This is a genomic window from Lentzea sp. NPDC051838 (assembly GCF_040681245.1).
In the GTDB taxonomy this organism is placed as follows: Bacteria; Actinomycetota; Actinomycetes; order Mycobacteriales; family Pseudonocardiaceae; genus Lentzea.
The window spans coordinates 477,194-497,642 of the sequence record NZ_JBFAYI010000005.1 but is presented as its reverse complement, the minus strand read 5'-3'; the positions used below and the strand labels follow the sequence as shown (position 1 = coordinate 497,642).

Here is a 20,449-nt window from a genome sequence, read left to right as displayed (position 1 = left end):
GAGAGGAGGGTCCGTGACCGACGAAGAACTCTGGGGGCAGGTCCGGGCCGGGGAGAGCGAGGCGTTTGGACAGCTGTTCGAACGCCACGCCCAAGCCGTGTTCGCCTACTGCCTGCGCCGCACCGGCGTGTGGGCAGCGGCCGAGGACCTGATGTCCGTTGTGTTCATGGAGACGTGGCGCAAACGCACGTCAGTGGTGATTGAGGGGTCTCTGCTGCCGTGGCTCTACACCGTCGCGCTCGGTGTCACCCGCAACCACCAACGCTCCAGGACGCGGTACAGGGCCGCTCTTGGCAAGGTTCCGCCGCAGCACGCGGACCAGGACCACGCCGATGACGTGGCACGCCGGGTGGACGCGGAGACCAGGACCAAAGCGGTGATCGCGGAACTGGAGAAGCTGCCCGCGGGAGATCGGGAGGTGCTGGAGATGTCCGCGTGGTCGGACCTGAGCCAGGCGCAGATCGCCCAGGTGCTCGGCATCCCGGTCGGCACGGTGAAGTCCCGCCTCGCTCGCGCTCAGCGGACGGTCCGCGGCGCACTGGTTGAGGAGGCACTGTGAACATCACACCCGACATCCCGCAGCTCGACCCGATGCGGCTGCAGGTCCGCAAACACGCACTGCTCAACGAGATCAGCACGAAACCGTCCCGCCGCTGGTGGCGCTTCGCCGTCCCGGCGACCGCGCTCGTCGCCGCGGTCGTGGCGACGCTGGTGCTGTGGACACCGACGAACCCGAACGCCTACGCGTCGTGGACGGCCGAACCACGAGCACCCGGCGCGGACGCGGATGCCGCGATCGCCGAGTGCCGCGCGATGATCGAGTCGTCCGCCGAGCACGGAGGAGGCTATCGGCCGGACTGGCCGGCAATGCCCACCGAGGTGTCGGTCGTCGACCAACGGGGAATCATGACGCTCGTGCTGTTCACCGGCCCGGAGTCGGAGATGCAGTGCTTTCACACCCCGCAGGGCCACAGCGTCTCGGGCGGCGGGACGTCGAAGGGGCTGGAGCCGCTCGGCGACAAGCTCTTCGGCTCGATCGGCGGCGCGAGCATGAGCACCGACCGGGACGGCAGCAACCCCATGCGCATCTACAGCGGCATGGTCAGCCAGAAGGTCGGCAAGGCCGTCGTGCACACCGAGGACGGCCTGAAGGTGACCGCGACCATCGGCAAGGGCTGGCTGCTCGCGTGGTGGCCGAGCCGCGGCGACGCGACGTCCATCACGTTGTACGACCACGAGGGCAAAGAACTCGGGACCCAGTCCACCAGGATTGGGTAACCTTCAGGGCATGTGGCGGCCGGAGACCAGGAACCGAGCGATGTTGATGCTCGCGGTCTTCCTGCCTGCCCTCTACGCCTTCACGTTGTTCTCCTCACCGACCGAGGTCGTCGCGGCCGTGACCGCGCTCGCCCTCGCGTTGATCGTGATCGTCTCGCTGGTGCCGCTGTCGGTGGCACCAGCGAGGTCGCTCGCGATCAGGGAACGAGCCCAACGATCAGCCCAGCTCAGGCTTCGAAACCCCGACGCCGCGGGCAGGCCCCGTCCTCGAGCACCGGGATGCGGGACGTTCTGACGTCCCCGGAAAATCCCAACTCGATACGGAGAAACAACCCTTGTTCGCTGACCTGGGCGCTGCCCTGGCGAGCTTCGGCATGCCCGCGCTCGCCATCGTCCTGTTCACCATGGCGGTGCGGCTGATGCTGCACCCGCTGGCCCGCGCGGCCGTGCGCGGCGAGAAGGCCAAGGCCAAGCTCGCCCCGGAGATCCAGAAGCTGCAGAAGAAGTACGGCAAGGACCTGATGCGGTTCTCTGAGGAGTCGCAGAAGGTCTACAAGGCCAACGGTGTCTCGATGTTCGCCGGCATGCTGCCGATGCTCGCGACGATGCCGTTCTTCATGGTCATGTACCAGGTCGCCACGACCCCCAGCCCTCTTCTGGCGGGTACGTTTTTGGGCCTTCCGCTAAGTGCTCATTTCCTGAGCACTTTCAACTGGATCTTCTTCGTGCTCTTCGGGTTGCTGGCCGTGGTCGCCTATCTGACCGTGCGCTGGCAACAGTCCCGGATGACGACGACCCCGACCCCTGGCTTCATGACCGGGCTGATCAAGGTGATGCCGTTCATGACGATCCTGGTCGCGGCCTACCTGCCGTTCGCCGCCGGGCTGTACCTGCTCACCACGACGACGTGGACGATCGCGGAACGGGCGCTGCTCTACCGCATCCTGAGCTGAAGCTGCGCGACCAACCGGACGAGCGGGTCGTCCAGATCGAGGTCGATCCGCTTGAGCCGGTACCTCAACGTGTTCGGGTGGACGTGCAGCTGTTCCGCAGCGGCTCGCACGTCCCCCAACGCGTCCAGATACGCCAGCAGCGATTTCGCGGACTCCGGATCCAACGCGGAGATCCTGGGATCGCGGATCCGCGGATTGTCCTGCAGCAATGCGAGAATCTCGCTCACCAGCACCTGTGAGCGGACGTCGGCCAGCGTCGCCACCTCGGCGTCGAGGTCGCGGGCCATCGCGTCCAGCACGCGTTCGGCTTCCTGCCGGGAGATCTGCGCGTCGTCCAAGGTGGACACCGTCGAGCCGACCGCGGCCTGGACCGACGTGTGCAGGTGACGTCGGGCCGTGGCGACGACTTCCCGCGTCAGGCTCAGGAGTTGAGCGTTCGGGGCGAGGTCGGGCAGCAACACGTACGTGCGCCCACCGGACTCGCTCACCAACGCACTGCGCCGGTACGCCGCCGCGTGCACCGAGATCAGCCCGGTCATCTCGGCCCGGCGCAGCTCGTGCTCGCTTCGGTCACCCTCGCCACCGCGCAACGCGAAAACCACGACAGCGCAAGGTTTCAACGGATCGGCGCCGATCTGCCCGGCCACGGTCGCGGCGTCCATCCGGCCGGTGAGCAACGCGGCGAGCAGGTTCTCCCGGAACCGGGACGTCGGCTGGTTGCGCTGCTGGATCAGGTGCGGCGCGGTGACGCGAGCGGCGCCGAGCAGCGCCCGTTCGGCCTGCTCGGTCAGCGGCTGGTCCCCCTCCTGCACCCAGATCGCACCGAGAGGCTGTGAACCCGCGTGGATGCCGACGGCGATGCGGCGCCGGATGCCGAGCTCGGGCCGTTCGTCGATCCGGACAACCTCCTCCGACGACCGCAGGAGGTTGTAGACACCCCACTCGCGCAGCATCTTCAGGTACGGCTCTGGCCCCTGCCGACCGAGGATCGACAGCCTGCGCAGCTCGTCGACCTCGTCGGACGACCGCGAGTAGGCGAGCACGCGGCTCGCCGTGTCCTCGATGCTGACGATCCCGCCGGTCAGGGTCGCAATCGTTTGCGCCAACGCGAACAGGTCGCCGAGCACCTCGCCGTCGTCGGTCGTGGTCGTCAGCACCCCCTTGGCCAACGACTCCAGGTGGCCCCACCGAACCTCGGGCCGGACTTCGAGCAACGCCACACCGGCGTCGACAGCGGCCTGTTCGAGCGCCTGCGACGACTCCTTGACGGCCACTGCAGCGGCTCGCGCCCGTCCGGCAGCCCTGATCAGCGGCAGTGCGGCGCGCCCACGAGCCCCGATCACCAGCGCCAGGTCTCCGGCCGCCACGTCCGGCGGGTCGTCCGGATCCACGATCACGACATCGCGCACGTCGACCTCCAGGCCGTTGGGCGCGACCTGCAGTTCCACGAGCGGATCACCCAGGGCGATCAGGAGGTGTCGAAGGCTCATCTCCTGTCCGATCGTACATCCGTCAGCGTGAATCTTGGCCAGTTGCACAACGGCTGGTGACCTGCGCGGACTTACGGTTTGGGCACCCCACGACGTTGAAGAGGAGTTGCCGAGTGGACGCTGTCACCCAGGTTCCCGCCCCGGTCAACGAGCCGGTCCTGCAGTACGCCCCCGGCACCCCGGAGCGCACGGAACTGCAGGCCAAGCTGGCCGAGCTGCAGAAGGAGCCGCTCGACCTCACGCTGACCATCGGCGGCGAGCAGCGCATGGGTGGCGGCGAGCGCTTCGACGTCGTCCAGCCGCACAACCACCGCTCCGTCCTCGGCACGCTCGCGGGCGCGACGCAGCAGGACACCACCGACGCCCTGCGCGCGGCCCGCGAGGCTGCCCCGGCGTGGCGCGCGATGTCGTTCGACGACCGCGCGGCGATCATCCTGCGCGCCGCCGACCTGCTCGCGGGCCCGTGGCGGCAGACGCTCAACGCCGCGACGATGCTCGGCCAGTCGAAGACCGCGATCCAGGCGGAGATCGACTCGGCGTGCGAGCTGATCGACTTCTGGCGCTTCAACGTGCAGTTCGCCCGCAACCTGCTGGCCGAGCAGCCGATCTCCTCCCCCGGCGTGTGGAACCGCACGGACCACCGCCCGCTCGAGGGCTTCGTCTACGCGATCACGCCGTTCAACTTCACCGCGATCGCCGGCAACCTGCCGACCGCGCCCGCGCTGATGGGCAACGTGGTGCTGTGGAAGCCGTCGCCCACCCAGTCGTTCGCCGCGCACCTGACCATGCGGCTGCTGGAAGAGGCGGGCATGCCGCCCGGCGTCATCAACCTGCTGCCCGGTGACGGTCTCGCGGTGTCCGAGGTGGCGCTGAGCTCCCCCGACCTCGCGGGCATCCACTTCACCGGCTCCACCGCGACGTTCCAGAAGCTGTGGGCGCAGGTCGGCGCGAACATCGCGAACTACCGCTCGTACCCGCGGATCGTCGGCGAGACCGGCGGCAAGGACTTCGTGCTGGCGCACCCGTCAGCTGACCCGGACGTGCTGCGCGTCGCGCTGATCCGCGGTGCTTTCGAGTACCAGGGCCAGAAGTGCTCCGCCGCGTCGCGCGCCTACGTGCCGCGCTCGGTGTGGAACAAGATCAAGGACCAGTTCCTGGCCGAGGTCGAGGCGCTGACCTACGGCGACGTCACCGACTTCTCCAACTTCGGTGGCGCGGTGATCGACCGCCGTTCGTTCGACAAGCTGTCCGGTGTCCTGCAGGCCGCCCGTGCCGACTCCACGCTGGAGATCGCCGCCGGTGGCACCGCGGACGACTCGGACGGTTTCTTCGTGCGGCCGACCGTGATCCTCGGCTCCGACCCGTCGAACTCCGTGTTCACCACCGAGTTCTTCGGCCCGGTGCTCGCGATCCACGTCTTCGAGGACGCGGACTACCTGAAGGTCCTGAAGCAGATGGAGAGCGCGGCGCCGTACGGCCTGACCGGCTCGATCATCTCCCGTGACCGCGCCGCCGTGGCGCACGCGCAGGAGGAGCTGCGGTTCGCCGCCGGCAACTTCTACGTCAACGACAAGCCGACCGGTGCCGTCGTGGGCCAGCAGCCGTTCGGCGGCGGCCGCGCGTCCGGCACGAACGACAAGGCGGGGTCGGTCCACAACCTGCTCCGCTGGGTCAGCCCGCGCTCCATCAAGGAGACCTTCGCGGCGCCCACCACCCACCTCCACCCGCACCAGGGGGCTTGATGCTGCGCAGCACTCTTCTCGCCGCGGCCCGGAACTCGGGTGCGCGGAAGCTCGTCGAGTCGACGCCGCTGACCCGGCCGGTCGTCGAGCGGTTCGTCGCCGGTGACGACGTCTCGGCCGCCATCCGCGCGACCGCTGACGTGTTGAGCGACGGCCGACTGGTCACGCTGGACCACCTCGGTGAGGACACCGTCGAGGAGTCGCAGGCGAACGACACCGTCGAGGCGTACCTGACGCTGCTGGCCCGCCTGGACGCAGTCGGGCTCACCGAAGGCGCCGAGGTGTCGGTCAAGCTGTCCGCCGTCGGCCAGTCGCTGGCCATCGACGGCGAGAAGATCGCGCTGGAGAACGCCCGGCGCATCTGCTCGGCCGCCGCGGTCGTCGGCACCACGGTCACGCTCGACATGGAGGACCACACCACCACGGACTCCACGCTGGGCATCCTGCGCGAGCTGCGCGTGGACTTCCCGTGGGTCGGCGCGGTGCTGCAGGCCTACCTCAAGCGCACTGAGCAGGACTGCCGCGACCTCGCGTACGCAGGTTCGCGTGTGCGGCTGTGCAAGGGCGCCTACCAGGAGCCTGCTTCCGTTGCGTACCAGGACAAGCACGACGTCGACCTGTCGTACGTGCGCTGTCTCAAGGTGCTCATGGAGGGTGACGGCTACCCGATGGTGGCCTCGCACGACCCGCGCCTGATCGCGATCGCCGCGGACCTGGCTTCCGCTCGCTCCAAGGACTCCTACGAGTTCCAGATGCTGTACGGCATCCGGCCCGAGGAGCAGCGTCGCATCGCCGCCGAGGGCAACCGCATGCGCGTCTACGTCCCGTACGGCGACGAGTGGTACGGCTACTTCATGCGCCGGCTCGCCGAGCGTCCGGCCAACGTGGCGTTCTTCCTGCGGTCGCTGCTCACGAAGAGCTGAGCGCCTCGACCGTTTCGAGAGCGAACTCCAGCTTCACCGGCTCACCCACCTCGCGCATGATCTCCACGGCGCGGTGGGTGAGCCGGAGTGCTTTTTGCAGCTGGTACTTGGTCTCCGCGCACAGCCGTGCGTAGATCGTGAGCGCGTCGGCGTACCCGACCTCCCGGTCGAGGTCCTTGCCGAGCAGGTGCCACAGGACGACGGCGGCGTGCGCGGTGTTCCTGGCCTCCACGCGTCGTTCCGCGCCGCGGAGCTTGCACGCGTGGTGCTGCACGGCGCTGATGTACGACGCCGGGGCCTTGTCCTTGTGCGCCCGCCAGAGGTCGACCATCAGCTCGGACGACTCCAGCGCGTGCGCGTGATACTCCATTTCGGACAGTGAGGACGTCATGGGCTGCATGGCGACCGCGAGCTTGACGCCGAAGAAGTCGACGAGCTGGGACGGCAGCCGCCGCGCGATGTCGAACACCTCGCTCGCACTGATCAGCGCCAGGTCGATGTCGTCGTGGATCAGCTGCTGCTCGGTCAGCGTCGCCAGTGCGACCGCGAGGTCGACCTGGTGCCAGACGGTGTTCTCGGCGGCCAGTTCCCGATACACCTCAACGGCTTCCTGGGCCGCTCGCAGTTCGGCGTCGAAGTCGTGCGCGACCTTCACGACGTTGAGCAGCGCGGTGCCGAGGCCCTTGCGGTCGTCCGTTTCCCGCCACAGCATCACGGCTTCCTGCGCGGTGAGCTTGGCGTCCGGGTCCTCGCACAGGTCGCGCAACGCCTGGCTGTGCCGCATCAACGCGTCCGCCAGCTCCGGCTGGAACGTCTGCGGGTTCACCACGGCGAGCCGGCGGAAGACCTCGACGGCTTCCTTGAGAGTCTCGTTCGCCGCTTCCGCCCGGCGCAGCTCGACGAGCATCGTGCCCGCCGCGGCGAGGTTGCGGGCCAGTTCCGGTTCGTAGCGCGGGTCTTCCTGGGCGAGGATGCGCCAGTTCGCGGTCGAGAGCTGCATCGAGTCGGCGGCGTAGGCGTGCTCGCCCTCCGCGTGGTACCGGCGCGCGACCGTCGCCGCGACCCTGGCGAAGTCGACGCGGAACAGCGCCGGGTGGTTCTTCGCGAGCTCCTGGTACATCAACGTCGCCCGGCTGATGGCGTCCATCGAGGCCTCGGGCATGCCGAGTGCCTGGTAGCGGTAGCTGATCTGCTCCAGCGCCGACGCGAGCTGTGGAACCGTCTCCGGGTCGTCGACCGCGATCTCGTGCCAGAGCTGGATCGCCTCCTCCGACACCTTCAGGACTTCCTCGTTGCGGTGCACGGCGATGAGCCGGAGACCCAGGTCTCCCAACGAGTCCGCGAGCAACGGCCGGTTCTCGTGGTCCTGCTCTACCAGCTCGCGGTAGCACTCGACCTCAGCCTTCGAGGCGTCGACGGCTTCTTCCCTGAGGCCGCAGAGTGCCGTGCGGGCGCTGAGCATCCCGTACATCTCGGCGCGTTCGAGGGTGTCCTGGGCGCGTTCGATGAGGCGTTGGGTGAGCGTGGCGGGGATCGAGCAGGTGGCGAACCGTTCGTCGCGGAAGACCTGCCTCGCGATGTGGTCGAGGGTGGTGAAGCTGCCGATCTCGACGGCGATCCGGAGGCTGTCGGGCCGCATGTCCAGCACGACCTTCGGGTCGTCCGAGATCAGTTCGTCGAGCCTGGCCCTGAGATGGGGCCAGCGGTGGGCGGCGCGGGCGAGCAGGTCCGGGTCGGGGGTGTCCGGGGTGGCGACGGCGAGGTGGTCCTCGGCGATGCGGCCGGACATGGGGGCGTTGTCGTGCTTGAGGAGCTGGCGGACGAGCTGCGTGCGGTTCACGTCGCACGGGTCGCCGTGGACCGCGGTCAACGCGGCCAGGTGCAGGTCGAGGACCGTCTCGCCGGCGATGTTGGGCGGCGGCTCGTCCGGCGCCGTGACGTTGAGCTGTTTCGCGAAGTGCCTGCAGGCGAGGGTGAACGACTCCTCGCGGTCTCGCATCGAGGGTTCGAGCTCGAGATCGGCGACCTCGTGGTCGAAGTCCGCGATGCGCTGGCGGGTCGAGGACCACCACCAGCCCGTGGTCCTCGCCGCCAGCAGCACGCGGGTGCGCTCCGGGCCGTGCCGGAGTGTGTCCTGCAGCCTCAGGAAGATGTCGTTCCAGGTGAGGCGGTCGGCGTCGTCGACGATCAGCAGCCTGCCGTGCTGTTCGTCGTGGTCTTCCTCGAAGCGCTGCAGCAGCCTGGTCTTGCCCGCGCCCGCTGGAGCGTGCAACAGCAGAGATGCCTTCAGCGCAGGGCTGTCACGCCACTGCGTGAGTGCCTGCAGTTCGGATTCTCTGCCGTGAAAGGGGACCACCTGATGGGTGGGGTCCAGCAGTGCGGCGACGCTGAGTGCTCGGTCCACAGCCTCATAGTCGGCTGATGGTCAGGCAAGGGGTAGGAAGACCACACCATCGTGGAGTTTTCCCGTTTTTCCTTCACTCCTTTGCTGACTGGCTTGGAGATCCTCCAACAGCTAGCTGCGCCTTGCCAGGTGGTGGCGGTAGCTCTCGTACTGGCCGACGAACTTCGGGCGGATGCGGGCGAGCTCCAGGACGCGGGACAACGCGTCGCGGTGGCCGATGAAGTCCGCGCCGGCGTAGTGGGCGCCGTTGAGACCGCCGATGATCCGGGCCCGCAGCGGCATCTGCTTGCGCGAGTACTCCTTGCGGAAGAAGCTGCCCGGAGCCATGCGCTGGCGGATCGAGCTCTTCACGTTCTCCGTGACGTCGCGCTCGTGGATCCACGCGAGCTCGCCGATCTCCTGCTGGAGCTTGCCGAACCGCTCGTAGCTGCGCGCGTCGTAGACGTCGATCACCGAGAAGTGGCCGCCGGGCTTGAGCACGCGGACGACCTCGCCGTAGAAGCGCTCGACGTCCGGGTAGTTGTGCGAGCTCTCGACGTTGATCACGAGGTCGAACTCGCCGTCCTCGAACGGCAGCTGCTCGGCGTCGCCCTCGACGTACGAGAGGCGGTCGCCGCGGCCGAGCAGCGCGTTGGCCCTGCGGACGGCCGCACCGGAGATGTCGAGACCGACCGCTCGGGCAGGGTCGACGAGGCGGCTGAGAAAGTTCAGCCCCTCACCCATGCCGCAGCCGACCTCCAGCACGTTGAGCGTCCTGAACTCGTTTTTGCTGTGCGGCAGGCCGCGCAGTGTTTGGAAGTAGAGCTGCTCCGAGAAACCGTCGCTGACGCCCGCGTTGAAGTTCGGGCAAATACCGGTCAGTTCATTCAGCAGTTCCGGGCAGTGCATGCCCCAGTTCCAGAAGTCGCCTGTCCGCGACCACGACGCCACGTCGTCGTAGACCGCCGAGACGGCGCCTTTGATCTGGTCAGCGCCGGGGATGCCGGCGTTGAGGTCGCGCAGGCCGGTAGCCGCGTTGCCGTTGGTCATGAGGCTCTCCCAAGGTGAGCGTTCCTTGGGTTCGCACTGTGGCAGCGCTCCCACTAGGAGATGCCCTTTCGTGCGTTCAATTCGAGTGAATTCATAGAGTTCAGCTGAGAAAACGATTGTTGTAAACCTTTCCAAAACTTCCCGGTTCATTTCCCGGTCCAACTCGCTTTCAGCCTGGACTGAAACTGTCAGACCCCCGAGGCACAATCGGTTCGTGCTGGTCGCCCTCGTCCCGGACGCGGACGGCGCAGGCAGATGGCAGAAGCTGCACGACGACGGGACGCCCGCGGGTCCCGAGATGGCAGCCTCGTCGTTGGCCTCCGCTGTCGCGTCGCTGGAGCGTGCCCACAAACCGCGCTGGGTCTGGGCGGACACCAGCGAGACCTATCCGGTACTGCTCGCCGCCGGGGTGCGCGTCGACCGGTGCTGGGACCTGCACCTGACCGAGGCGATCCTGCTCGGCGTCGAGGGCAGGCACCGCGAGCCGAAGGAGCTGGCCGCGGCGGTGGCGCGCGAGCTGAGGCTGCCCGCCCCGCCGGATCTGGGGCCGCGCAAGAAGGACGTCGAGCTGACGTTGTTCGCGCCGGAACCGATGGGGCTGCCCGGCGGCACGGACGAGCTGGCCGCGTTGTCGATGGTTTTCCGGGCCCAGCAACGGAATCCGGCGATGGGGTTGCTGATCGCGGCCGAGTCGGCCTCGGCGTTGGTGGCCGCCGAGATGACGCACCACGGGCTGCCGTGGCGGGTGGACGTGCACAACGCGATCCTGGAGGAGATGCTCGGGCCGCGGACGGCGCCCGGTGTGCGGCCGAAGTTGTTGCAGGCGCTGGCGGATCAGATCCGGGAGGCGTTCGGCGGCAAGGAGGTCAACCCGGACGCGCCGGCGAGCGTGGTGCGAGCCTTCGCGCGCGAAGGCATCGACGTGTCGTCGACGCGGAAGTGGGTGCTGGAGAAGATCGACCACCCGGCCGTGGAACCGTTGCTGGACTACAAGGAGCGCGCCCGCGTGTGGGTGGCGCACGGCTGGACGTGGCTCGACGCGTGGGTGCGCGACGGGCGGTTCCGGCCGGACTACGTCGTCGGCGGCGTGGTGACGGGGCGGTGGGCGTCGCGTGGCGGTGCGGCGCTGCAGATTCCCCGGCTGATGCGGAAAGCGGTGCTCGCGGACGAGGGCTGGTGTCTCGTGGCGGCCGACGCCTCGCAGCTCGAACCGCGGATTCTCGCTGCCCTGTCAGGAGATCAGCGGCTGATCGAGGTGTGCACGGACGACGACCTGTACGCCGCACTGGCCGCCGACTCGTTCAAGGGTGAACGGCCGCGGGCGAAGATCGCGATGCTCTCCGCCATGTACGGCGGCACTTCGGGCGAGGCCGGACCGCTGCTCGCCGTGCTGCGCAAGAGATTCCCGCAGGCCGTCGGGTACGTCGAGTCCGCCGCGCAGGCCGGTGAGCAGGGCCGCATGGTGCGCACCCGGCTCGGCCGCACCTCGCCGGCGCCGTCGGAGGCGTGGCGCGAGCTGACCGGTGGCGCGGACGACTCGGGTGAGGTGTCGAGCTCGTCGCGGCAGGCGGCGCGCAACTGGGGCCGCTTCACCCGCAACTTCGTGGTGCAGGGCAGCGCGGCGGACTGGACGGCGGCGTTGCTCGGCGTGCTGCGCAACCGTTTGCCGGCCGACGCGCACCTGGTGTTCTTCCAGCACGACGAGGTGCTCGTGCACTGCCCGCGCGAGGACGCCGACGCCGTGATCGAGGCGATCGCGGAAGCCGGACGTGAGGCGACGCGACTGCTGTTCGGCGATACCGCGGTGCGTTTCCCGATGACCGCCGTGCCCGTCGACTGCTACGCCGACGCGAAATAAGTCCAAACGAGACGCTGCGCGACCTGCGCCGTTCGACGTCGTTGCTCCGAACGGCCGCTTGTATCGATTCCGTGAGAGCGCTCTCATAAATGGACTGCACCCGTGACAAGGAGGTCACTCGCGCATGAGGCAACGCCGCCGCATCCTCGCGGCCACGACAGCTCTTATTGCCGCGGTACCCCTGGCGATCGCCGCCATGTCCGCCAACGCTTCGATCCCACCCCCTGCTGCGGGATGGACGCAGGTGTGGGGTGACGACTTCAACGGCCCGAACGGATCGCTGCCGTCGAGCTCCAACTGGATCTTCGACCTGGGTCACGCGTACCCGGGAGGCCCCGCGAACTGGGGCACCGGAGAGATCCAGAACTACACGAACAGCACTCAGAACATCAAACTCGACGGGTCCGGCAACCTGCGGATCACCGCGCTGAAGGACGGCGCGGGCAACTGGACGTCGTCGCGCATCGAGACCCAGCGCTCGAACTTCAAACCGGCTCCCGGCGGCAAGCTCGCCATCGAGGGCCGCGTCCAGATGCCGAACGTCACCGGCCAGGCCGCGCTGGGCTACTGGCCCGCGTTCTGGGCGCTCGGCTCGCCCTATCGCGGCAACTACTGGAACTGGCCGGGCATCGGCGAGTTCGACATCATGGAGAACGTCAACGGCATCAACTCCGTCTGGGGCGTGCTGCACTGCGACGTCGCGCCCGGCGGTGCCTGCGGCGAGTTCACCGGCATCGGCGCCTCGCGGGCGTGCCCCGGCGCGTCCTGCCAGTCGGCCTTCCACACCTACCGCTTCGAGTGGGACGACGCCGCCAAGACGTTCACCTGGTTCGTCGACGGCCAGCAGTTCCACCAGGTCACCCAGGCCCGCGTCGGCACCGGCGTGTGGAACCAGATGACGTCGCACGCGGGGTACTTCGTCCTGCTGAACCTCGCGATCGGCGGCGCGTTCCCGGACGCGCTGAACCCCGGCCAGCCGACCCCTGTCGCGGCCACCCAGTCCGGGCATTCGATGGTCGTGGACTACGTGGCCGTCTACTCGTCTGGCGGCGGTCCCACCACTCCCCCGACCACCACGACCACGACGACGACCCCTCCGGGTGGCGGCGGCTCGGCCTATTCCGAGCTGCAGGCGGAGAGCGCGTCCGAACGGTCCGGTGGCTCGGTGGGGGTCGGTGACGGCGGCTCGGCCGTGCAGCAGATCGCGAACGGCGGCTACCTGAAGTTCTCCGGCGTCGACTTCGGCTCGGGTCCGGCCCGGCAGTTCTACGCCCGCGTGGCGTCGGGTGCTTCCGGTGGCGTGAGCGGCCTGGTCGAGGTGCGGCTGGACTCGCGGACGGCGTCGCCCGTGGGCACGTTCGCGGTCGGCAACACCGGTGGGTGGGACGCGTGGAGAACCATTCCCGCCAACATCTCCAACATCAGCGGGGTGCACGACGTGTACGTGACGTTCACGTCCGGTCAGCCCGCGCCTTATGTGAGCGTGAACTGGGTGAAGTTCGGAACCTGACCCCCGGGAGCGCGGCCCGGCTCCGCCTTGGGCTAGAATCTCGTCCGTACTGCTGCGGACGATTAGCTCAGCGGGAGAGCACTACCTTGACACGGTAGGGGTCACAGGTTCAATCCCTGTATCGTCCACGCTCGAAGAAGGGCCCGTCATCGCTGACGGGCCCTTCTTGCTGTTCTAGGCCGGGTTGTCACCGTGGGTCAGCGTCTCCCACGAGACGAACAGGTTGTTCGTTCCGTGTGGACGGCGCTGGGTGGTCCACGTCTCGGTGTTCGGCATGGGGTTGCCGAGCCGGTTGTGCATCGCGTTGTAGCCGACCTCGGTGATCGGGCCCAGGCCGCGTTTCACCGTTCCGCCGCACAGCCAGGACGGCGGTCCGGTCAGCTCGTACGTCGTCTGGAAGCCCAGGGCTTCCCTGAGGCGGGTGCCGACCTCGGGGTAGAGGTCGACGCCCTGGATGCGCGACGTCTCGGCCACGTGGGAGATGCTCGACAGGCCGTATCCCGTGTGGACGAAGTCGCGGCAGGTCTCCTGGGTGAGGCCGTTCACGAACGTCGACTGGTTGTGCCAGAAGCCGATGATCTTCTCGCGGGTGTTGAGGTTGTTGCTGGGCACGGTTTTCGGCAACGCGCCGTCGGACGTCAGGTAGATGAACGCCGGAACCCTCGCGCGGTAGAGGGAGATGCCGCGGTCGTAGATGGCCTTGTCGTCCAGGAACACGCCGATGCCGACGATCGCCTCGGCGATGCTGAGCTCCCAGTTGCCGGTGCGCGGGTCGCTGCCCTGGATCTCGTTGTAGTAGACGTTGCGCAGCATCGTGCCGAACCTGGTGGCGTTGGGCCAGTTCCCGTAGACGTGCTTGATGATCTCCGCCGCTCGCGGCCAGCTCGAGCCCGACCACGCGGTCTGCAGGTGCGCGTTGTCGTTGGTGTGGTCGCGGATCGTGGCCGACCAGGCGTCCATGATCTGGATGGACTTGGTGGCGTACCTGACATCCCGCGTCACGTACCACGCGAGGGCGTGGGTGTACGCGGCGATCGCGTCCTCGCGTTCGTCGGTGCAGCCGAGGTTCGGGTTGGACACCGGTCCGCACTCGACGACCGCACGGGGATGCGGGGTGTACGAGAGCGATGCGTACCGGGAGCCCATCATCGAGTCGTAGGCACGCTTTTGCGGTTGGGTGCCGGCGTTGACGCGGGTGCGCACGACGTCGAGCTGGGCCTTGCTGACGAGCACTCCGGGGTGGGTGAACGTCGGCGGTGCGGCGTTGGCGACAGGGGTGATGCTCAGTGCGAGCACCAGCGCGGCCAAGGCTTTGTGCAGGGGTTTGCCTTGCATGCAGTTGTCCTTCGTTCGTCTCCTCTGGTGGTGTGGCGACGGGTGTTTTGTCTTGCGTACCACGGGAGAGAGCGAACTGGCGGACCGGTTTTCGGGCCGGTCATAATGGAGGTCGTGTACGCGGAACGTCCCGCACCCGCGGGTCTGGCTTGCCTGTGGACGCGCACGGTGTCTTCCGAGACCGTGCAGCGTGTGGTGCCGGACGGGTGTACGGACCTGATGTGGTCGCCGGCGACCGGTTCGCTGTTCGTGGCCGGACCGGATACTGCCGCGCAGCTCGCTGTCGTCGCGCCGGGGACGTTGTACGGCGTTCGGTTGCCGCCCGGTGCGTTTCCGTCGGTGTTCGGGGTGCCTGCGCATGCCGTGCGGGATCTGCGGGTGCCGTTGTCTTCCCTGGTGCCGGACGCGCGGCTGTCCTCGTTCTCGGAGATGGTGGAGTTCTGCGCGTCACGGGTTGTGGTGGATCCGGCGTTGGCGGCCACGGCGTCGTTGTTGCGGACTTCCGATGTGGCTTCCGCTGCCTGGGAGATCGGGTTGAGCTCGCGTCAGCTGCGTCGCCGTTGCCTGGACGCGTTCGGGTATCCGCCCAAGGTGTTGCAGCGGGTGTTGCGGTTCGATCTTGCGATGCGCCTGGCCTGGAGGGGTATGCCGTTCGCTTCGGTGGCTGTCGAGGCCGGGTATGCGGACCAGGCGCATCTGGCTCGTGAGGTGCGGTCGCTGGCCGGGGTGCCGTTGGGTCAGCTGATCCGGCCGTAGCGTTTGAGGGTCAACAACGCGTCGATCGTGGCGATGGAACGCCATTCGAAATTGACGACCGGTGTGAAGGCCGGGAAGCCGAAGTTCCAGCCGCCGTCTTCCTGTTGGCCGTCGTGGAGTTCGTCAAGATCCTTGCTGAATTCGTCGTCGGTGAACCAGCTTCGGGCGAGACTCGTCGGTTTGGCCGCGTAGTGGTGCGGGGCCAGGTTTTCCTCGTTGCCGTCCTGGTAGAGGTGCTTGATCTTTTCGGCCGCGAGCTCGGCTCGTTTCCGGTCGTCCGTCTCGTCCAGGAACATCACCGCTGCCCGGAGCTCGTACGGATGGGTCTTCTCGAGCGCGTCGATCTCCTGCCAGCAGTAGTCACTGGCCCTGTCGAGCCAGGGGTGGGTGACGCCGAGGGCTTTCAGCGCGGCGGCGATCTGCGCTGTGAGCAGGAGTCCGCCCTGGTCGTCGGCCTGCACCCACGGCGCCTTGGGGTGGTCCTTCGAGGTGGACAGGCCGAACGGGACGCTCCCGCCCGGGCAGGTCGCCTCCAGCCAGTTCAGGATCGATTCCGCGTGTTCCGGGGCGTTGACCTCGCCGAACACCTGCAGCGCGCGCAGGGCGTGCAGCGGCTGGCTGGTGGGCCCGCGGTGGTCCGGTTCGAGGGCGAACCCGTACCCGCCGTCGTCGTTGCGGTAAGCCAGCACGGCCTGGACCACACCGTCAGCCGAGCCGCCGTCGAAAGCGTGCTCGAACCAGCGTTGTTCCAGCGTGCGGGCGTTGTGCCAGATGAAGTTCCTCGCTCGTTCGATCATGTCTCGACCGTAGGCGGCTCATCACGCTGGGTCTTGAACGAATCGGCCATGTGACCTGATCAGCTGATTCGTTCGCCTCCAAGGGGAACCACGCTTGTGCGAAAATCCTCCAACAGGGGTGTGGAGTTCTGAGGGGAGCTGGCCGGAATGCTGATGTTCGACGCACTCGTACCCATGAGAGCCGGTGCGGCCGCGGGAGGCGCGGCAGGAGCGCCCGCCGGTGGGGTCACGAAGTTCAGCGTGGACCCGGACCAGGCCCAGAAGATGATCGACGGCCTCAACCTCGCCATCCAGAAGCTGGTCGACTTGGAGAAGAAGAGCGGCCAGCTCAAGCTCGCGGGTGCTCCCGGTCCCGACCCGGTCAGCGAACAAGCGAAGACCTCTATGACCAAGACCGCCGGTGAAAACCCAGGTGGCTACCAGTGGGCGAACAGGGAAGCGCGGAAAGCGCTTGAGCAGACCGTCAAGAACATCGAGAAGGCTCTGGCCAAGTACCGGGGCACCGACGATGCGGCACACGCCGCGCTGAAGGGCTGACACGATCTTGAAGCGCATGACCGCTCTGCTGGCCACGGTGTTCGCCTTCGGCGCACTCGCGGGGTGCACGAGCACCCAGACCGGCGGGACCCCTACGACGGGCGCCCAGACGACGAGCGACAAGCCCACGAGCGACGGGTCGGACACCGGTCTGAGCATCGCCAAGTTCGTATCCGCTCCGTGCACCATCCTCAAGCCCGACCAGGTGACCACGCTCGGCGCTGTGAAGGCGCCGGCGCCTGGCACAGGACTGCTCGGCCCCAACTGCACCTGGGACGGTCAGAACGTCATCAAGAACTCGTCCTACACGGTCAACGTGACTGCGGACAAAGACTTCGACGACATGGTCAACAACGTCAAGAACGACCCTGTCTTCACCGACAAGAAGCTCAACGGCATCCGGGTTATCACCACTGATTCGGTCGATGGCGAGCTGGCCTGCATGAGTTCCGTCCAGGTCTCCAAGACCGACTCGGTCACGGTGCAGGTCTCCGCCTCCGCGGACGAGCGGGCCACCAAGAAGGCCTGTCCCGAGGCCGAGCGAGTCGCGCAGTTGATCATCACAAACCTGAAGGGGTAGGCATATGACTGGGGAAGCGCCGAACACCGCAGGCTTCGTGATGATCCCCTGCGCGACCGGCGATGCTGTGTACAAGTGGTTCGAGAAGGGCAAGGGCCCGAGCCAGAGCACCTCACCGGCCGCGGACGCCTGGAACGGGCTCTCCAAGGGCCACGTGGAAGTGTCGGACCTGATCAACCAGGCCGTGCGCGACTCCGGCGCCAGCTGGGAGGGCGCGGCGGCCGACGCGGCCCGTGGCGCGACGTCACCCCTCGCGACCTGGGCCGACGTCACCGGTGAGTCCGCGACCTCCGCGGGCAAGAGCACCGAGCAGATCGGGCAGGCGTACGTCGACGCCAAGAACTCGATGTCGAAGCCGCCCGTCATCCCGGACAAGCCGTGGCTGAACGACTGGCGGCCCTGGACGACCGACTACGACGAGGCCGTCGAGAACAACCAGAAGGCCAACGAGCAGAACGTCCGGGCGTACCAGCAGTACGGCCAGGCCGTTCAGGCGAGCGTCAACACCATGCCGACCTTCATCTCGCCCACCGCCAGCGACGCGGGCATGGTGGACGACGGCAACAAGAAGATCATCGAGAAGGTCGACCCGCCCGGCACGGGTGACCCGTACACGCCGCCCAAGACGGGCAACCCGCCCGGCACCGGCCAGCCTCCCGGCTCGGACGGCCGCACCGACCTGTCGGGCTGGAAGCCGCCGGGCAGCGGCGACGACACGACCAACCCGTCGTGGCAGAACGACCCCAACGACCCGCGCAACAGGCCGCCGGGCATCGGCGACCCGAACGACCCGCGCAACAGGCCTCCCACCGACACGGGCATCCCGCCCGGCGGCAGGTGGGACCCGAACAACCCGAACGACCCGCGCAACCGCGGCCGGCTCGACCCCAACGACCCGCGCAACCGTCAGGGTGGCCCTGGCGGACCCGGCGGAAAGTCCGGTGGCGGCGGTGCCGGTGGCGGTCGTGGTGGCGGCATGGGCGGCGGTGGCCTCGGTGGGGCCGCGGCGGCGCGTGCCGGCGGACCTGGCGGTATGGGCAGCGGCTTCGGTGGCGCGGCCGGTGTCGCCGGTGAGGGCGCCGGCCGTGGTGCCGGTGGCTTCGGACCTGCGGGTGCCGCGGGTGCGGCTGGTCGTGGTGGCGCGGCCGGCATGGGTGCCGGAGGCATGGGCGGCGCCGGCGGCAAGGGACAAGGGGACGAGGACACGGAGCACAAGTCCGCGTCCTACCTGCAGGAGACCGAGGACATCTTCGGCGACGGCACGATGGTGGCTCCGCCGGTCATCGGCGGATAAGGAGAGAACGTGCTGAGAAGCAGGGTCGCCATTCCGGTCACCGCGCTTTACCAGGCGTGGCAGGCGGCGGGTCTGCCGACGCTGCACCGCGCGCTGCTCGCCCAGGTCGACTACGACTCCGATCTCCTCGAGTCGGGCGACCTGAGCGAGCTCGAGCGCCTGCAGCGTTCGGCGTGGGCACAGCTCGAGCAGTACGGGCTCGCGCGCGGCAGCCAGATCCACCCGGACCTGGCTAGCGCACTGCGGCTCGTCGTGGAGGCCAGCGTCGAGTACTGGGCGTACTTCAGCTTGAAGGACGGGCCGCAGCAGAGCGCGCTGGTCGTGTCGAACGGCGAGGACGCGCTGCGCATCGTGCTGACGCCGGACCAGCAGTTCGTGCTGGAGCCGGTGCGGCCGGAGGAGGCACCGCAGGCGCTGGTCGGCGCGCTGCCTCCGACGCCCGCGGGCAAGGGCAACCCGATCACGTTGCCCGAGGACGCCCTGGAGCAGAAGCGGCAGCCGTCCTACGAGGACACCGGCTCGTTCATGCAGCAGAGCCGTCCGACGAGCACGCCGAACGACCAGCTGGTCGCGCAGCTCAAGGAGATCATGAACCAGCCGCGCACCGGCGCCGGCCAGGTCTACTCGGCCAAGCGCGACCACCTCGGCCGCAAGCAGCGTTGCGTCGCCCCGCTCACGTTCATCGACACGCCGAGCGGGCGCTACATCGCGGCGAAGGACCAGGGCTGGCTGCGGGTGCAGCCTGCCGACTTCGGCACCCTGGCCCAGATGACCGCGACGATGCCGTGATCAGGTGAACCGCAGCGCGTCCGGACCCAGTTCGGCCGGGCTGCGGTGCCCTGACAGTCCGAGCGTCAGGTCGAAGTCCGCGAGCAGGCTCCGCAGCACGTGCCGCACCCCGACCTGCCCGCCGTGCGCGAGCCCGTAGGCGAACGGCCGCCCGACCATCACGGCCTTGGCTCCCAGCGCCAGCGCCTTCACGACGTCCGCGCCGGTCCGGATGCCGGAGTCGAAGAGCACGTCGACCTGCTCCCCCACCGCCTCCACGATCGACGGCAGCGCGTCCAACGACCCCACCGCGCCGTCCACCTGACGCCCGCCGTGGTTCGAGACGATCACACCGTCCATTCCGGACTCGACAGCCTTGCGCGCGTCGTCAGCGTGCTGAATTCCTTTGAGGACGATCGGCCCGTCCCAGTGCTCACGCAGGAACGCCAGCTGGTCCCACGACTTGTCGGTGCCGGTGAACAGCTGCACCCACCGCAGGATCGCCATCGGCAGGTCCTCCTCCGGCGACTTCTGCAGCCCGGCCCGGAAAACGGGGTCGCTGAACGGAATCGCCGTCCCCACCCCGCGCAGGAACGGCAGGTACGCCTGGTCCAGGTCGTGCGGCCGCCACGCCAGCGTCCACGTGTCGAGCGTGACCACCAACGCCGTGTACCCGGCCTTCTTCGCCCGCTCCAGCAGCGAGGCGCACACGTCCGGGTCGTTCGGCCAGTACAGCTGGTACCAGCGCGGCCCGTCCCCGGAAGCCTCGGCGACCTCCTCGATCGTGTGCGACGACGCCGTCGACAACACCATCGGAATCCCGAGCTCGGCCGCCGCCCGCGCCGTCGCCAGCTCACCGTCAGGATGCAGAATCGACTGCACGCCAACGGGTGCGAGCATCACCGGCGCGGGCAGATCGGTGCTCAGCACGTTGACGCCGAGGTGCCGTTCGGTCGCGTTGGTCAGCATCCGCGGCACGATCCGCACGCGGTCGAACGCCTCGCGGTTCGCCCGCACGGTGGCGCCCGACCCCGCGCCTCCCGCCACGTACCAGAACGGCCCCGGCCCCAGCCTGTCGCGCGCGGACTGCTCCAGCGCGTCCGGATCGGTGGTGAACGGCGGCACGGCCCCACCGAGGCCCTGCAGGTAGATCTCGTTCTGGTACGAGGCGAAGGAGGTCATGCCGCCTAGCTTG

General features: G+C 68.3%; 19 protein-coding genes and 1 tRNA gene. 14 read left to right on the top strand and 6 right to left on the bottom strand.

Translation table 11 applies throughout. The annotated features are described in order from the left end of the window. Nucleotides 1–13: 13 nt before the first annotated feature. The 4 genes from AB0M24_RS16035 to yidC are packed head-to-tail and all read left to right on the top strand — an operon-like array spanning nucleotide 14 to nucleotide 2,231. Nucleotides 14–559, top strand: coding sequence for an RNA polymerase sigma factor (locus AB0M24_RS16035; RefSeq protein ID WP_363767050.1), 546 nt, complete (start codon nucleotides 14–16; stop codon nucleotides 557–559). After that, nucleotides 556–1,278, top strand: a complete 723-nt coding sequence (locus tag AB0M24_RS16030) for a hypothetical protein (protein WP_363767047.1) — start codon at nucleotides 556–558, stop codon at nucleotides 1,276–1,278. The genes AB0M24_RS16035 and AB0M24_RS16030 overlap by 4 nt, the downstream gene beginning before the upstream one ends. A 10-nt stretch (nucleotides 1,279–1,288) precedes the next feature. Beyond that, nucleotides 1,289–1,573 (top strand): DUF6412 domain-containing protein, encoded by a 285-nt coding sequence (locus tag AB0M24_RS16025; RefSeq protein ID WP_363767044.1) that lies wholly within the window; start codon nucleotides 1,289–1,291, stop codon nucleotides 1,571–1,573. A gap of 40 nt (nucleotides 1,574–1,613) precedes the next feature. Beyond that, nucleotides 1,614–2,231, top strand: a complete 618-nt coding sequence (yidC, locus tag AB0M24_RS16020) for a membrane protein insertase YidC (RefSeq protein WP_363767041.1) — start codon at nucleotides 1,614–1,616, stop codon at nucleotides 2,229–2,231. On the opposite strand, the gene AB0M24_RS16015 is transcribed toward yidC, so the two are convergent. Then, on the bottom strand, nucleotides 2,213–3,721 hold the full coding sequence (locus AB0M24_RS16015) for a helix-turn-helix domain-containing protein (RefSeq protein ID WP_363767038.1): 1,509 nt from the start codon (nucleotides 3,719–3,721) through the stop codon (nucleotides 2,213–2,215). The genes yidC and AB0M24_RS16015 overlap by 19 nt on opposite strands. Before the next feature lie 113 nt (nucleotides 3,722–3,834). Between AB0M24_RS16015 and pruA the strand changes: the two genes are divergently transcribed. Further along, the gene (gene pruA, locus AB0M24_RS16010; protein WP_363767035.1) at nucleotides 3,835–5,463 is read left to right on the top strand and encodes an L-glutamate gamma-semialdehyde dehydrogenase; all 1,629 of its coding nucleotides are present in this window, start codon (nucleotides 3,835–3,837) and stop codon (nucleotides 5,461–5,463) included. Further along, a complete protein-coding gene (locus AB0M24_RS16005) occupies nucleotides 5,463–6,386 on the top strand; it encodes a proline dehydrogenase family protein (RefSeq protein ID WP_363767032.1) in 924 nt (307 codons plus the stop codon). The genes pruA and AB0M24_RS16005 overlap by 1 nt, the downstream gene beginning before the upstream one ends. On the opposite strand, the gene AB0M24_RS16000 is transcribed toward AB0M24_RS16005, so the two are convergent. Further along, nucleotides 6,373–8,790: a hypothetical protein gene (locus tag AB0M24_RS16000; RefSeq protein WP_363767029.1), complete on the bottom strand. Its 2,418-nt coding sequence runs from the start codon at nucleotides 8,788–8,790 to the stop codon at nucleotides 6,373–6,375. The genes AB0M24_RS16005 and AB0M24_RS16000 overlap by 14 nt on opposite strands. A 111-nt stretch (nucleotides 8,791–8,901) precedes the next feature. Further along, nucleotides 8,902–9,819, bottom strand: coding sequence for a class I SAM-dependent methyltransferase (locus AB0M24_RS15995; protein ID WP_363767026.1), 918 nt, complete (start codon nucleotides 9,817–9,819; stop codon nucleotides 8,902–8,904). 214 nt (nucleotides 9,820–10,033) lie between these two features. Here AB0M24_RS15995 and AB0M24_RS15990 point away from each other — a divergent pair, with 214 nt between their 5' ends. From AB0M24_RS15990 to AB0M24_RS15980, 3 genes are all read left to right on the top strand, one after another. After that, the gene (locus tag AB0M24_RS15990) at nucleotides 10,034–11,677 is read left to right on the top strand and encodes a bifunctional 3'-5' exonuclease/DNA polymerase (RefSeq protein WP_363767023.1); all 1,644 of its coding nucleotides are present in this window, start codon (nucleotides 10,034–10,036) and stop codon (nucleotides 11,675–11,677) included. Nucleotides 11,678–11,801: 124 nt separating this feature from the next. Further along, nucleotides 11,802–13,187 (top strand): carbohydrate-binding protein, encoded by a 1,386-nt coding sequence (locus tag AB0M24_RS15985; RefSeq protein ID WP_363767020.1) that lies wholly within the window; start codon nucleotides 11,802–11,804, stop codon nucleotides 13,185–13,187. Nucleotides 13,188–13,243: 56 nt separating this feature from the next. Then, nucleotides 13,244–13,315, top strand: a tRNA-Val gene (locus tag AB0M24_RS15980). 46 nt (nucleotides 13,316–13,361) lie between these two features. Here the strand turns inward: AB0M24_RS15980 and AB0M24_RS15975 are convergent. Then, the gene (locus tag AB0M24_RS15975) at nucleotides 13,362–14,522 is read right to left on the bottom strand and encodes an alginate lyase family protein (protein ID WP_363767017.1); all 1,161 of its coding nucleotides are present in this window, start codon (nucleotides 14,520–14,522) and stop codon (nucleotides 13,362–13,364) included. A 105-nt stretch (nucleotides 14,523–14,627) separates the two neighbouring features. Between AB0M24_RS15975 and AB0M24_RS15970 the strand changes: the two genes are divergently transcribed. Then, nucleotides 14,628–15,278 carry a helix-turn-helix domain-containing protein gene (locus tag AB0M24_RS15970; protein WP_363767014.1) on the top strand — a complete coding sequence of 217 codons (651 nt, stop codon included), beginning with the start codon at nucleotides 14,628–14,630 and terminating at the stop codon, nucleotides 15,276–15,278. On the opposite strand, the gene AB0M24_RS15965 is transcribed toward AB0M24_RS15970, so the two are convergent. Then, nucleotides 15,260–16,075, bottom strand: a complete 816-nt coding sequence (locus AB0M24_RS15965) for a hypothetical protein (protein ID WP_363767011.1) — start codon at nucleotides 16,073–16,075, stop codon at nucleotides 15,260–15,262. The genes AB0M24_RS15970 and AB0M24_RS15965 overlap by 19 nt on opposite strands. A gap of 174 nt (nucleotides 16,076–16,249) precedes the next feature. Between AB0M24_RS15965 and AB0M24_RS15960 the strand changes: the two genes are divergently transcribed. The 4 genes from AB0M24_RS15960 to AB0M24_RS15945 are packed head-to-tail and all read left to right on the top strand — an operon-like array spanning nucleotide 16,250 to nucleotide 19,275. After that, a complete protein-coding gene (locus AB0M24_RS15960; RefSeq protein ID WP_363767008.1) occupies nucleotides 16,250–16,612 on the top strand; it encodes a hypothetical protein in 363 nt (120 codons plus the stop codon). Nucleotides 16,613–16,628: 16 nt separating this feature from the next. Further along, the gene (locus AB0M24_RS15955) at nucleotides 16,629–17,192 is read left to right on the top strand and encodes a DUF3558 domain-containing protein (RefSeq protein WP_363767005.1); all 564 of its coding nucleotides are present in this window, start codon (nucleotides 16,629–16,631) and stop codon (nucleotides 17,190–17,192) included. Between the two features lie 4 nt (nucleotides 17,193–17,196). Then, nucleotides 17,197–18,486 (top strand): PPE domain-containing protein, encoded by a 1,290-nt coding sequence (locus tag AB0M24_RS15950; protein ID WP_363767002.1) that lies wholly within the window; start codon nucleotides 17,197–17,199, stop codon nucleotides 18,484–18,486. A 9-nt stretch (nucleotides 18,487–18,495) separates the two neighbouring features. Continuing rightward, the gene (locus AB0M24_RS15945) at nucleotides 18,496–19,275 is read left to right on the top strand and encodes an ESX secretion-associated protein EspG (RefSeq protein WP_363766999.1); all 780 of its coding nucleotides are present in this window, start codon (nucleotides 18,496–18,498) and stop codon (nucleotides 19,273–19,275) included. On the opposite strand, the gene AB0M24_RS15940 is transcribed toward AB0M24_RS15945, so the two are convergent. Next, on the bottom strand, nucleotides 19,276–20,436 hold the full coding sequence (locus AB0M24_RS15940) for a lactate 2-monooxygenase (protein ID WP_363766996.1): 1,161 nt from the start codon (nucleotides 20,434–20,436) through the stop codon (nucleotides 19,276–19,278). Between the last annotated feature and the right edge of the window lie 13 nt (nucleotides 20,437–20,449).

Bases quoted from the DNA above. Each gene is read 5' to 3' on its own strand.
- AB0M24_RS15950 (WP_363767002.1), top strand. From the start codon at position 17,197: ATGACTGGGGAAGCGCCGAACACCGCAGGCTTCGTGATGATCCCCTGC.
- AB0M24_RS16025 (WP_363767044.1), top strand. From the start codon at position 1,289: ATGTGGCGGCCGGAGACCAGGAACCGAGCGATGTTGATGCTCGCGGTC.
- AB0M24_RS15960 (WP_363767008.1), top strand. From the start codon at position 16,250: ATGAGAGCCGGTGCGGCCGCGGGAGGCGCGGCAGGAGCGCCCGCCGGT.
- AB0M24_RS16015 (WP_363767038.1), bottom strand. From the start codon at position 3,721: ATGAGCCTTCGACACCTCCTGATCGCCCTGGGTGATCCGCTCGTGGAA.
- AB0M24_RS15940 (WP_363766996.1), bottom strand. From the start codon at position 20,436: ATGACCTCCTTCGCCTCGTACCAGAACGAGATCTACCTGCAGGGCCTC.
- AB0M24_RS15955 (WP_363767005.1), top strand. From the start codon at position 16,629: ATGACCGCTCTGCTGGCCACGGTGTTCGCCTTCGGCGCACTCGCGGGG.
- AB0M24_RS15985 (WP_363767020.1), top strand. From the start codon at position 11,802: ATGAGGCAACGCCGCCGCATCCTCGCGGCCACGACAGCTCTTATTGCC.
- AB0M24_RS15995 (WP_363767026.1), bottom strand. From the start codon at position 9,819: ATGACCAACGGCAACGCGGCTACCGGCCTGCGCGACCTCAACGCCGGC.
- AB0M24_RS15975 (WP_363767017.1), bottom strand. From the start codon at position 14,522: ATGCAAGGCAAACCCCTGCACAAAGCCTTGGCCGCGCTGGTGCTCGCA.
- AB0M24_RS15965 (WP_363767011.1), bottom strand. From the start codon at position 16,075: ATGATCGAACGAGCGAGGAACTTCATCTGGCACAACGCCCGCACGCTG.
- AB0M24_RS16005 (WP_363767032.1), top strand. From the start codon at position 5,463: ATGCTGCGCAGCACTCTTCTCGCCGCGGCCCGGAACTCGGGTGCGCGG.
- AB0M24_RS15970 (WP_363767014.1), top strand. From the start codon at position 14,628: ATGGAGGTCGTGTACGCGGAACGTCCCGCACCCGCGGGTCTGGCTTGC.